The organism is Mobilitalea sibirica (assembly GCF_015999265.1).
Taxonomy (GTDB): Bacteria; Bacillota; Clostridia; order Lachnospirales; family Lachnospiraceae; genus Mobilitalea; species Mobilitalea sibirica.
Window position 1 is genome coordinate 112,279 of the sequence record NZ_JAEAGR010000009.1, and the last position, 12,188, is coordinate 124,466.

Consider the following 12,188-nt stretch of genomic DNA (forward strand, 5'->3'; position numbering starts at 1 on the left):
CCATTAAAGAAAGGAGATTTATCGTGTACAATCCAAAATCATCAAAAGCAGAGGAATTTATATCGCATGAGGAGATTCTTAATACATTAGAATATGCGAATGCTAATAAAACTAATGTTCAACTGATTGACAGCATCCTTGAAAAGGCAAAACAATTAAAGGGGCTTTCTCACAAAGAAGCAGCAGTTTTACTCGATTGCGAAATTGAAGAGAAAAACAAAGAAATCTATGCTTTGGCAGAACAAATTAAAAATGAGTTCTATGGTAACCGTATCGTAATGTTTGCACCGTTATACCTTTCCAATTATTGCGTAAATGGTTGTGTATACTGTCCATATCACTTGAAGAACAAACACATTACAAGGAAAAAAATGACACAGGATGAAATCCGGCAAGAAGTTATCGCACTTCAGGATATGGGACACAAAAGACTTGCATTAGAAGCTGGCGAAGACCCAATTAACAATCCGATTGAATACATTCTGGAATGTATTGATACAATTTACAGCATTAAGCATAAAAATGGTGCAATCAGACGCGTTAATGTCAATATTGCTGCAACAACAGTTGAAAATTATAAAAAACTAAAGGACGCAGGAATCGGAACCTATATTCTGTTTCAAGAGACTTACCATAAAGAAAGTTATGAAAAATTACATCCTACGGGTCCGAAGCACGATTATACCTATCATACCGAAGCAATGGATAGAGCTATGCTTGGTGGTATTGATGATGTAGGTTTGGGCGTATTATTCGGACTGGAGTTATTCCGTTATGAATTTATTGGATTACTGATGCATGCAGAACATCTTGAATCTGTATTCGGAGTAGGACCTCATACTATTAGTGTACCGAGAATTCGTCCTGCTGACGATATCGATCCGACTGCTTTTCATAACAGCATCAATGATAATATTTTTGCCAAAATAATAGCTTGTATCCGTATATCTTTACCCTATACGGGCATGATCGTATCCACAAGGGAAAGTAAGGAATGTAGGGAACGGACACTCCATTTAGGCATTTCGCAAATCAGTGGTGCATCGAAAACAAGTGTTGGTGGTTACAGCAAACCAGAAGAGGAAGATGAAAATTCTGCTCAATTTGACTTAAGTGACAAAAGAACACTAGATGAAGTAGTTCGTTGGCTGATGGAATTGGGATATACTCCTAGTTTTTGCACCGCCTGCTACAGAGAGGGTAGAACCGGTGACCGGTTTATGAATCTATGTAAAAGCAGACAAATACGAAATTGTTGTCACCCCAATGCGCTGATGACATTGAAGGAATATCTGGAGGACTACGCTACGCCTGAGACAAAAAAGATTGGTCAAGCACTTATCAAAAGGGAAATAGAGGATATTCCCAATGAAAAGGTGAAGGAGATTGCAAAGAAAAATCTCATCGATATCGGCAATGGTGGCCGAGATTTTAGATTTTAAACATCACTGGTACAAACTACAAGTGCATAGAAAAGCTATGCAGGAATGGAGGAATAAATGGGATTAAATGATACACCATCTGCAAACCGTATACATATTGCATTCTTCGGTAAGAGAAATGCAGGTAAATCGAGTATTGTAAACGCTGTCACAGGCCAGAACCTCGCCATTGTATCCGATATAAAAGGTACAACGACGGATCCTGTATTCAAAGCCATGGAGCTGCTCCCATTAGGACCGGTAATGCTTATTGATACTCCCGGGATTGATGATGAAGGCTCTTTGGGAGAACTGCGGGTGAAAAAAACCCGTCAGGTTCTAAATAAAACGGATATTGCAGTATTAGTGATTGATGCTGCATATGGTACAACTATTGAGGAGGAAGAACTTATTAAGCTATTTATAAATAAAAATATAAATTATATCGTAGTTTATAACAAATCTGATCTGATTGGGGATATTCAAGCTGATAACAGTAATGAAATATATGTAAGTGCTAAAACCGGTTATCATATTAACAGTTTAAAAGAGATGATTGCAACTTTCGCAGTTATGGAGGAACCTAAGCTTAAAATAGTAGGTGACCTATTAAATCCTTCGGACTTTGTTGTGTTGGTTACACCCATTGATAAAGCCGCACCTAAGGGGCGTCTGATCTTGCCACAGCAACAGACGATACGAGATGTTTTGGAAGCTGATGCTACTGCCATAGTAGTGAAGGAATATGAACTTCGTGAAACACTGGAAAACCTGGGAAAAAAACCGAAGCTTGTCATAACCGACAGTCAGGTATTTTCAAAAGTTTCGGCTGATACACCGGGGGATATCTGGCTGACTTCATTTTCTATTTTATTTGCCCGATATAAAGGCAGTCTGGAAACTGTAGTTAAAGGAGCAAAAGTATTGGAGACCCTACAGGATGGCGATACTATCCTCATTTCAGAAGGATGTACACATCATAGGCAATGCGATGATATTGGTACTGTCAAGCTTCCAAGATGGATAAAAAATCATACTAAAAAACAGATAAACTTTGAGTTTACCTCCGGGACAGAGTTTCCCGATGACCTGTCCTGTTTCAAGCTTGTTGTCCATTGCGGCGGGTGCATGTTGAATGAAAGAGAAATGAAATACCGTCAGAGTTGCGCCAAAGATCAGCAGGTGCCGATCACCAATTACGGTATCCTGATTGCTTATATGCAGGGCATTCTAAAACGAAGCATATCAATGTTTCCGCATATTCTTGCAGAAATCGAGGAATAGGCTTATGCGTATTGAAAAAGATAAAATCGGTACAATAAAATTGGAAGAGGAAACACTTTATGGTATTCAGACAGCTAGGGCAATTGATAACTTTGCCCTGAATTGTAAAAAGACAAATAGGCAACTAATTCATGCGATTGTAACAGTTAAAAAAGCTGCTGCTTTGAGCTATAAAAAGCTTGGTATCGGAAAAGATGGTGTTTACGAAGCGGTTATTAAAGCCTGCGATATTATTTTATCAGGAAAAGCAGAAGAAGCTTTTGTAACGGAGGCACTTCAAGGTGGAGCAGGGACATCTACCAATATGAATGTGAATGAAGTGATTGCGAATCTTTCACTTCATAAACTTGGTTTTGATTATGGCAGATACGATATAATCCATCCCCTTGATGATGTAAACCGCGGACAATCTACGAATGATGTTTATCCAACAGCGCTTCGTATTACAGCTATCCATATGCTACGTAAACTAAGTGAAAACTGCGCCAAGTTACAGCAAGCACTCCAAAATAAGGAAAGAGAGTATGAAGACATTCATAAGCTTGGGAGAACAGAACTTATGGATGCCGTTCCCATAACTCTCGGGCAGGAATTCGGATCTTATGCCCAAGCAATTGCAAGAGACCGCTGGCGGTTATATAAAGTGGAGGAGCGGCTTCGGCAAGTAAATATTGGAGGAACTGCTGTAGGAGTCGGTAATAATGCAGAAAAAAAATATCGGTTTGAGGTAATAGAAAAACTAAGGGAATTAACAGGTATAGGTCTTGCATCAGCCGAGTATCCGATGGATATCACCCAGAACAATGATGTATTTATTGAGGTGTCCGGATTAATAAAGGCATTAGCTGTGAATTTGATGAAAATATCTAATGATTTGCGTCTTATGAATTCAGGACCAATAGGAGGTCTGTCCGAAATTACGCTTATGCCACTACAGTTGGGCAGTACTATCATGCCCGGTAAGGTTAATCCTATAATACCTGAAATGGTCATGCAGGTTTCAATGAAGGTAATGGGTAATGATACTGCCATTTCAATGGCAGCTTCACATGGTGAATTTGAATTGAATGCCTTTTTGCCATTGATTGCGGATTCGCTTCTGGAAAATTTGGAGCTTTTGACGAATGCGACGGAGCTATTTCGAACAAAATGTATCGAACTTATTATTCCAAATAAACAAAGATGTAAGGAGCTCTTGGATCAGTCCTATGCTTTTGCCACAGCATATACACACTCATTAGGATATGACAGGGTAAATGATATCATTAAAGAATCAGAAGGGGATATAAAAAAGGCAAAAGAGATACTGGAAAATGCAAAAAAGACTGAACTATAAGGGGTACTGCAGCTCACCCCAAATTTTTAAAGTGCTATTCATATTTTTTAAGAAGTAAGGCAATAATATCCATGGTATATATTGTCCACTTACTTAACGTATTACATTTCTATCTGGTCTTACCAATGTATTAAACAGCTGAACTATAACTCGTTGCATTTGCGATACTTTTGTTACAAGAAAATAAAAAAAGTACTTGCAAATGAAATTCTCTTAGTGTATAATATCAAATGTTGTGACGTTGATAGCGTAGAAGCGTGAGGTTGCTGCTTAGTGAAGCAGGTTTTCCGTGGAGCGAAGGTCAAGTTATGAAACTGGCGACAAGTCACTGTACCAATAGAGTTTCTGCCATCGGGCAGATAAGACGTGTGAAAATCTCATAAGATATGAAATTCAATCCGAGTCGTCGGATTATTCATACGAAAAATGAAGATACGCACGGATGAGTGTACAGTCACCACTTGTCGTACTGAAATTAAGTGCGAAAAGGAGGCGGCTTTTTTTATGGCAAGTCAAGTAATGAGAATCACATTGAAGGCGTATGATCATCATTTAATCGATCAATCTGCAGGAAAAATTATCGATACTGTTAAGAAGACAGGATCAAAGGTGAGCGGACCGGTTCCGTTGCCGACTAAGAAGGAAATCGTTACAATCTTAAGAGCGGTTCATAAGTACAAAGATTCCAGAGAGCAGTTCGAGCAGAGAACACATAAGAGATTAATCGATATCATCACACCGACTCAGAAGACTGTAGACGCATTATCCAGACTGGAAATGCCTGCAGGTGTGTACATTGACATTAAGATGAAGACAAAATAATAATCGTTAAATCATCTTAATATTTTTGACGGCTGTTAAACAGCTGAAACAAACATGATCAGACATCATGGAACAGACAAAAGTTGTTATTTAATTAAGAAGAAATCCTTAGGGTTTTATATATGTAGGTATATGGACCATCTAGGATGATTGCTATACAAAACACAATAGGGTGATGTCGTATGGCAATCCGCTGTAGATTAAACAGGAGGTAAAGAAATGAAGAAAGCGATTTTAGCAACGAAAATCGGTATGACTCAAGTTTTCGGAGAAAACGGAGTATTAATTCCGGTAACTGTATTGCAGGCAGGTCCCCTCTACGTAACTCAGGTTAAGACAGTAGAGAACGACGGATACGCAGCAGTTCAGGTTGGATATGGCGACATCAGAGAAACTCTGGTTAACAAGCCAAAAAAAGGACACTTTGCAAAAGCAGGTGTTGCGAATAAAAGATATCTTAAAGAATTCAAGTTTGACAATTCCGCTGATTATACAGTAGGACAGGAAATCAAGGCTGACATCTTTGCAGAAGGTGACAAAGTTGATGCTACTGCAAAATCAAAGGGAAAAGGTTTCCAAGGTGCAATTAAGAGACATGGATTATCCAGAGGACCTATGGCACACGGCTCCAAATACCACAGACATGCAGGTTCCAACGGTGCTGCAACCAGCCCTGGTAGAGTGTTTAAGGGTAAGAAGATGCCCGGACAGATGGGTAATGTTAAGGTTACTGTACAGAACCTTGAAGTGGTAAGAGTAGATGTAGAGAAGAACCTCATCTTAGTTAAAGGTGCGGTACCGGGACCTAAAAAATCCTTAGTAATGCTGAAGGAAACTGTAAAAGCAAACTAGAGCTTTAAGAAAGGAGGAACACTTAAATGGCAAATGTAACTGTTTACAATATCGAAGGCAAGAAAGTTAGCACACTAGAGCTTAACGATGCAGTCTTCGGAGTAGAGATAAATGAACATTTAGTTCACATGGCAGTTGTTTCGCAGCTTGCCAACAAGCGTCAGGGAACACAGAGCGCTAAGACCCGTGCCGAAGTAAGCGGCGGCGGAAGAAAGCCTTGGAGACAGAAGGGAACCGGTCATGCAAGACAGGGTTCAACCAGATCCCCTCAGTGGAAGGGTGGCGGTGTTGTATTCGCTCCAAAGCCGAGAGATTATTCCTTCAAGATGAATAAGAAGGAAAAGGCTCTTGCAATTAAATCAGCCTTAACATCCAGAGTAAATGCTGAGAAGATCGTAGTATTAGATCAAATAAACTTCGATGAAATTAAGACAAAGAAGATGAAAGCAGTGCTTGACAACTTCAAGGTAGAGAAGGCGCTTATTGTTCTTGATAAGAAGGATGAGAACGTAATGCTTTCTGCTAGAAATCTTCCTAAGGTAAGAACTGTATTAACAAACTCCATTAATGTATACGACATCTTAAAGTATGATACTTTGGTATTAACTAAGGATGCTGTAGCTCAAATCGAGGAGGTGTACGCATAATGGCAGATTTAAAATATTATGATGTCATCCTGAAGCCGATCGTTACTGAGAAGAGTATGAACTCTATGAGTGAGAAGAAGTACACATTTTCAGTGCATCCGGATGCTACAAAAAACCAGATTAAAGAAGCGGTTGAGAAGATGTTCACCGGAGCTAAAGTAGCTAAGGTAAATACAATGAACTTAGAGGGTAAGAACCGCAGACGTGGTAATAACGTAGGTAAAACCTCTAAAATCAAGAAAGCTATTGTTCAGTTAACTGCTGACAGCGCTGAGATCGAGATTTTCTCAGGACTATAAGATTTCAGTTGAAGATAAAGAATTAGGATGCAAAAAGAGAAATCCGCTTGCATTATTTGAAAGGAGTGCAAATCATGGGAATTAAAACATATAACCCATATACACCTTCCAGAAGACACATGACTGGTTCTGATTTTACAGAGATCACAGCATCAAAACCTGAGAAATCACTGGTTGTTTCTTTAAATAAGAAAGCCGGCCGTAACAATCAGGGTAAGATTACTGTTAGACACCAGGGCGGTGGTTCTAGAAGAAAATATAGAATTATTGATTTTAAGAGAAGAAAAGACGGTATTCCCGCAACTGTTGCAACGATTGAATACGATCCGAACAGAACTGCTAATATCGCATTAATTAACTACGCAGACGGTGAGAAAGCATATATCCTTGCTCCGAACGGATTAACTGTTGGAACAAAGCTTATGAACGGACCAGAAGCGGAAGTAAGAGTTGGTAACTGTTTACCACTGGCTAACATTCCGGTAGGTACTCAGATCCACAACATTGAGCTATATCCTGGAAAAGGCGGACAGCTGGTTCGTTCCGCAGGTAATTCAGCACAGCTGATGGCGAAGGAAGGAAAATATGCAACACTCAGACTTCCCAGCGGTGAGATGAGAATGGTGCCGATTAACTGTAGAGCAACCGTAGGACAGGTAGGAAATATTGATCACGAGCTTATCAATGTAGGTAAAGCAGGACGTAAGCGTCATATGGGTATCAGACCTACAGTTCGTGGTTCCGTAATGAACCCGAATGACCATCCTCACGGTGGTGGTGAAGGTAGAACAGGTATCGGTCGTCCGGGCCCTGTAACTCCTTGGGGAAAACCTGCTCTTGGTCTTAAGACAAGAAAGCACAATAAGAAGTCAAACAAAATGATTGTAAGAAGAAGAGACGGTAAATCTGTTAAATAAGTTGTACTAAGTTTAGTGTAAATTATAAAACAATAACCGTTTAAAATATAAGACAGATGGGTAAGTCGGTCTGCTTATGAGAGTAATTTAATGACAGTTTCAAATATACAAGATGAATTGAAAGCCGATTCACTTGTCAGGAATAATTGATTTCTTGTAAGAAATGCAATTATCATTAATTCTAAGGAGGTTAGAATACATGGCTCGTTCACTAAAAAAGGGACCATTTGCTGATGATCATTTATTGAAAAAAGTAGATGCGATGAATCAGTCCGGTGATAAGACTGTTATAAAGACCTGGTCACGCCGCTCTACCATTTTCCCGCAGATGGTTGGACATACAATCGCGGTACATGACGGAAGAAGACATGTTCCCGTATATGTAACAGAAGATATGGTTGGGCACAAGCTGGGTGAGTTTGTTGCTACCAGAACCTATAGAGGACATGGAAAAGACGAAAAGAAAACAAGAAAGTAATGCATTAGCATTGAGTGGAAGGAGGTTTATCCATGGCGAAAGGACATAGATCCCAGATTAAGAGAGAAAGAAATGAAGTGAAGGACAACAGAGCTTCTGCTAAGTTATCATATGCAAGAGTTTCCGTTCAAAAAGCTTGTTTCGTTTTAGACGCCATTCGGGGTAAGGATGTACAAACAGCACTTGGTATTTTAGCATATAGTCCAAGATATGCTTCAACCGTGATAGAGAAGTTATTAAAGTCAGCGATTGCGAATGCTGAGGTTAAAAATATGGATCCTGCGAAGCTTTATATTGAAGAATGCTACGCGAACCAAGGACCGATTATGAAGAGAATTCAACCCAGAGCACGAGGCACTGCTTATCGTATCGAGAAAAGAATGTGCCATATAACTGTAGTGCTTAATGAAAGATAAGGAGGGCAATAATGGGACAAAAGGTTAATCCTCATGGCTTAAGAGTCGGAATTATTAATGATTGGGACTCTAGATGGTATGCTGAAGCGGATTTTGCTGATAATCTTGTGGAAGATTATAAGATCAGAACATATCTGAAGAAAAAGTTATACAGCGCAGGTGTATCTAAGATTGAGATCGAAAGAGCATCAGATCGCTTGAAAATAATAATCTTCACTGCAAAACCGGGTGTAGTTATCGGTAGAGCAGGATCGGAGATAGAGAAATTAAAAGAAGAAATCCAGAAGTTTTCTTCCAAGAAATTAAATCTGGAAATTAAAGAAGTGAAAAAGCCGGATGTAGATGCACAGTTAGTTGCTGAAAGCATTGCTACACAGCTTGAAAATCGTATTTCATTCAGAAGAGCTATGAAATCAACTATGTCAAGAACCATGAAGGCAGGAGCTAAAGGTATTAAAACTGCTGTTGCCGGTCGTCTTGGCGGTGCTGATATGGCTCGTACTGAGTTTTACAGCGAGGGAACAATCCCGTTGCAGACCTTACGTGCTAACATCGATTATGGTTTTGCTGAGGCAGATACCACATATGGTAAGTTGGGTGTTAAGGTTTGGATCTACCATGGTGAAGTACTTCCTACAAAAGGAAACAAAAAGGAAGGGAGCGATAAGTAATGTTAATGCCTAAAAGAGTAAAACGCCGTAAGCAGTTCCGTGGAACTATGACCGGAAAAGCTATGAGAGGCAATACCCTTGCATATGGTGATTATGGCCTTGTGGCTACAGAACCTTGTTGGGTGAAATCAAATCAGATAGAAGCAGCCCGTATCGCTATGACACGTTTTACAAAGCGTGGCGGTAAGGTATGGATTAAGATATTTCCTGATAAACCAGTAACAACCAAACCGGCAGAAACTCGTATGGGTTCCGGTAAGGGTTCATTAGAGTATTGGGTAGCTGTTGTTAAGCCGGGACGTGTAATGTTTGAAATCGCAGGAATTCCTGAAGATATAGCAAGAGAAGCATTGCGTCTTGCTATGCATAAATTACCGGTGAAATGCAAAATAGTTTCCCGTGCAGACTTAGAAGGCGGTGAAAACAGTGAAAATTAATAAATATGTAGAAGATTTAAAAACAAAATCAGCTACAGAGTTAAACGAAGAATTAGTAGCTGCTAAGAAGGAACTCTTTAACCTTAGGTTCCAAAACGCAACCAATCAGTTGGATAATACAAGCAGAATTAAGGAAGTTAGAAAAAATATTGCTAGAATTCAGACAGTTATCTCTGAACTTTCAAAGGCTTCTAAATAGTAAGGGATCGTTAGGTCTAACTTTATAGTAATGGCCTAGGGTCAGAGAAAGGAGTATCGTTGTGGAAAGAAATTTAAGAAAAGTTCGTATCGGCAAAGTAGTAAGCGATAAAATGGATAAGACAATCGTTGTTGCTGTATTGGACAATGTAAAGCATCCATTATACGGTAAGATCGTTAAAAGAACTTATAAGCTGAAAGCACATGATGAAAAAAATGAGTGCAACATCGGCGATCGTGTAAAAGTAATGGAAACAAGACCGTTATCCAAAGATAAAAGATGGAGACTTGTGGAGATTATTGAAAAAGCGAAGTAATCTCAGTAAAAGAATTCAATAAGACATAAAAATCTTAAGAATAGGATGTATCAGAGTTTATAACCGAAGGTTAAAATTTGATAAAAAGTTTCTTAAAGTTTGATATCTGAATTCTTTGTGAATGAAACTGAAAGGAGTATTATCATGATACAAGCTGAATCAAGACTAAGAGTTGCCGATAATACTGGCGCAAAGGAATTACTTTGTATCAGAGTATTAGGCGGATCAACCAGAAGATATGCTAATATAGGTGATATCATCGTTGCTTCGGTTAAAGATGCAACACCAGGTGGTGTTGTTAAAAAAGGTGACGTAGTTAAAGCTGTTGTTGTACGTACCGTTAAGGGAGCTCGTCGTAAGGATGGTTCATATATTAGATTTGATGAGAATGCTGCCGTAATTATAAAGGAAGACAAGAATCCAAAAGGTACCCGTATCTTTGGACCGGTAGCGAGAGAATTAAGAGAGAAACAATTCATGAAAATCGTTTCTTTAGCACCAGAAGTATTATAAGGAGGTGTCGACTGTGGCAACGATGAAAATTAAGAAGGGTGATACCGTAAAGGTTATTACCGGAAAAGATAAAGGAAAAGAAGGAAAGGTTATTGCTGTAAAGGATGGTAAACTTTTTGTTGAAGGCATTAACATGGTTTCCAAGCACAGCAAAGCAAACCAGCAAAATCCTAAGGGTGGTATTGTCCATCAAGAAGCGCCGATTGATGCTTCCAACGTTATGTACGTTCATAAGGGTACCCCTACAAGAGTAGGCTTCAAAGTTGTTGAAGATAAGAAGGGAACCAAGAAAGTACGTTTCGCTAAGTCAACAGGCGATGTTATTGACTAATTTAGAGAGGAGGAACATTTAAGTTGGCTAGATTAAAAGATCAATATTTAAATGAAATAGTACCCGGCATGACTAAAAAGTTCGGATATAAGAACACAATGCAAGTGCCGAAGCTTCATAAAATTGTCATCAACATGGGTGTTGGTGAAGCAAAGGATAATGCCAAGGTTTTAGAGACTGCAGTTAAAGATATGGAGATTATTGCAGGTCAGAAACCGGTTATCACGAAAGCAAAGAAATCCGTTGCTAACTTCAAAATCAGAGAAGGAATGGCAATCGGATGTAAGGTGACCTTAAGAGGCGAAAAGATGTATGAATTTGCCGATCGTTTAATTAACTTAGCATTACCTCGCGTTCGTGACTTTAGAGGTGTTAACCCAAATGCATTTGACGGTAGAGGAAATTACTCACTTGGTATTAAGGAACAATTAATCTTCCCTGAAATCGAGTATGATAAGGTGGATAAAGTAAGAGGTATGGATATCATCTTCGTTACCACTGCTGAGACAGACGAAGAGGCTAGGGAACTGTTAACACAATTTGGTATGCCATTTAGAAAATAGTTAGGAGGGATTTCCATGGCTAAAACGTCAATGAAGATAAAGCAACAACGTGCGCAGAAATTCTCCACTAGAGAATATAACCGTTGCAGAATTTGTGGCCGTCCGCATGCATATTTAAGAAAATACGGAATCTGCAGAATTTGTTTTCGTGAATTAGCGTACAAAGGACAGATACCAGGCGTTAAGAAGGCAAGCTGGTAAGAGATTTAGAAAGGAGGCAAATGAAATGACAATGAGCGATCCCATTGCAGATATGCTTACAAGAATTCGTAATGCAAATACTGCGAAACATGATACAGTAGATGTACCTGCTTCTAAGATGAAAGTTGCTATTGCTGACATCCTTTTAAAGGAAGGTTATATCAAGAAATATGAAATAGAAGAAGTTGGAAGCTTCAAAACAATCCATATTACATTAAAATATGGAAAAGATAAAAACGTTAAGATTATTACCGGACTTAAGAGAATTTCCAAACCGGGACTTCGTGTATATGCGAATAAGGATCAGTTGCCTAAGGTTCTTGGAGGCTTAGGTGTTGCAATTATTTCAACAAACAAGGGTGTTATTACCGATAGAGAAGCTAGAGATTTAAACGTAGGCGGAGAGGTTCTTGCATTCGTTTGGTAAGGTGCTTTAATAACATCGATTACAGATAGAGATATAGTAGGAATTTACTTATAGAAAT

General features: G+C 39.1%; 19 protein-coding genes. All 19 read left to right on the forward strand.

Going from position 1 to position 12,188, the window contains the following annotated elements:
• Positions 1-20: 20 nt before the first annotated feature.
• The 19 genes from hydG (at position 21) to rpsH (ending at position 12,130) form a co-directional block, all read left to right on the forward strand.
• The gene (gene hydG, locus I5677_RS09925) at positions 21-1,442 is read left to right on the forward strand and encodes a [FeFe] hydrogenase H-cluster radical SAM maturase HydG (RefSeq protein ID WP_334298796.1); all 1,422 of its coding nucleotides are present in this window, start codon (positions 21-23) and stop codon (positions 1,440-1,442) included.
• 57 nt (positions 1,443-1,499) lie between these two features.
• Positions 1,500-2,705 (forward strand): [FeFe] hydrogenase H-cluster maturation GTPase HydF, encoded by a 1,206-nt coding sequence (gene hydF, locus I5677_RS09930; protein WP_197661434.1) that lies wholly within the window; start codon positions 1,500-1,502, stop codon positions 2,703-2,705.
• A gap of 4 nt (positions 2,706-2,709) precedes the next feature.
• Complete coding sequence (locus I5677_RS09935) at positions 2,710-4,041, forward strand: aspartate ammonia-lyase (protein ID WP_197661435.1); 1,332 nt, start codon at positions 2,710-2,712, stop codon at positions 4,039-4,041.
• A gap of 504 nt (positions 4,042-4,545) precedes the next feature.
• The gene (rpsJ, locus tag I5677_RS09940; RefSeq protein WP_197661436.1) at positions 4,546-4,863 is read left to right on the forward strand and encodes a 30S ribosomal protein S10; all 318 of its coding nucleotides are present in this window, start codon (positions 4,546-4,548) and stop codon (positions 4,861-4,863) included.
• A gap of 219 nt (positions 4,864-5,082) precedes the next feature.
• Positions 5,083-5,715: a 50S ribosomal protein L3 gene (gene rplC / locus I5677_RS09945; RefSeq protein ID WP_197661437.1), complete on the forward strand. Its 633-nt coding sequence runs from the start codon at positions 5,083-5,085 to the stop codon at positions 5,713-5,715.
• Positions 5,716-5,741: 26 nt separating this feature from the next.
• Positions 5,742-6,362: a 50S ribosomal protein L4 gene (gene rplD, locus I5677_RS09950; RefSeq protein WP_197661438.1), complete on the forward strand. Its 621-nt coding sequence runs from the start codon at positions 5,742-5,744 to the stop codon at positions 6,360-6,362.
• Entirely contained in the window at positions 6,362-6,661 is a 300-nt protein-coding gene (gene rplW / locus I5677_RS09955; protein WP_197661439.1) for a 50S ribosomal protein L23, read from the forward strand. The genes rplD and rplW overlap by 1 nt, the downstream gene beginning before the upstream one ends.
• A 74-nt stretch (positions 6,662-6,735) precedes the next feature.
• On the forward strand, positions 6,736-7,578 hold the full coding sequence (gene rplB, locus I5677_RS09960) for a 50S ribosomal protein L2 (RefSeq protein WP_197661440.1): 843 nt from the start codon (positions 6,736-6,738) through the stop codon (positions 7,576-7,578).
• A 199-nt stretch (positions 7,579-7,777) separates the two neighbouring features.
• Entirely contained in the window at positions 7,778-8,056 is a 279-nt protein-coding gene (rpsS, locus tag I5677_RS09965) for a 30S ribosomal protein S19 (protein WP_197661441.1), read from the forward strand.
• Between the two features lie 32 nt (positions 8,057-8,088).
• On the forward strand, positions 8,089-8,472 hold the full coding sequence (rplV, locus tag I5677_RS09970) for a 50S ribosomal protein L22 (protein WP_197661442.1): 384 nt from the start codon (positions 8,089-8,091) through the stop codon (positions 8,470-8,472).
• Positions 8,473-8,483: 11 nt separating this feature from the next.
• Positions 8,484-9,143, forward strand: coding sequence for a 30S ribosomal protein S3 (gene rpsC, locus I5677_RS09975; protein WP_197661443.1), 660 nt, complete (start codon positions 8,484-8,486; stop codon positions 9,141-9,143).
• Positions 9,143-9,580: a 50S ribosomal protein L16 gene (gene rplP, locus I5677_RS09980; RefSeq protein ID WP_197661444.1), complete on the forward strand. Its 438-nt coding sequence runs from the start codon at positions 9,143-9,145 to the stop codon at positions 9,578-9,580. Before rpsC ends, rplP begins: the two co-directional genes overlap by 1 nt.
• Positions 9,570-9,779, forward strand: a complete 210-nt coding sequence (rpmC, locus tag I5677_RS09985; RefSeq protein WP_197661478.1) for a 50S ribosomal protein L29 — start codon at positions 9,570-9,572, stop codon at positions 9,777-9,779. The genes rplP and rpmC overlap by 11 nt, the downstream gene beginning before the upstream one ends.
• Positions 9,780-9,840: 61 nt before the next feature.
• A complete protein-coding gene (gene rpsQ / locus I5677_RS09990; RefSeq protein WP_197661445.1) occupies positions 9,841-10,095 on the forward strand; it encodes a 30S ribosomal protein S17 in 255 nt (84 codons plus the stop codon).
• Positions 10,096-10,239: 144 nt separating this feature from the next.
• Positions 10,240-10,608, forward strand: a complete 369-nt coding sequence (rplN, locus tag I5677_RS09995; RefSeq protein WP_197661479.1) for a 50S ribosomal protein L14 — start codon at positions 10,240-10,242, stop codon at positions 10,606-10,608.
• 13 nt (positions 10,609-10,621) lie between these two features.
• Positions 10,622-10,939, forward strand: a complete 318-nt coding sequence (gene rplX / locus I5677_RS10000) for a 50S ribosomal protein L24 (RefSeq protein WP_334298795.1) — start codon at positions 10,622-10,624, stop codon at positions 10,937-10,939.
• A 23-nt stretch (positions 10,940-10,962) separates the two neighbouring features.
• The gene (rplE, locus tag I5677_RS10005) at positions 10,963-11,502 is read left to right on the forward strand and encodes a 50S ribosomal protein L5 (RefSeq protein ID WP_197661446.1); all 540 of its coding nucleotides are present in this window, start codon (positions 10,963-10,965) and stop codon (positions 11,500-11,502) included.
• A gap of 15 nt (positions 11,503-11,517) precedes the next feature.
• A complete protein-coding gene (locus tag I5677_RS10010) occupies positions 11,518-11,703 on the forward strand; it encodes a type Z 30S ribosomal protein S14 (protein ID WP_197661447.1) in 186 nt (61 codons plus the stop codon).
• Positions 11,704-11,728: 25 nt separating this feature from the next.
• Positions 11,729-12,130, forward strand: a complete 402-nt coding sequence (gene rpsH / locus I5677_RS10015; protein WP_197661448.1) for a 30S ribosomal protein S8 — start codon at positions 11,729-11,731, stop codon at positions 12,128-12,130.
• Positions 12,131-12,188 lie beyond the last annotated feature (58 nt).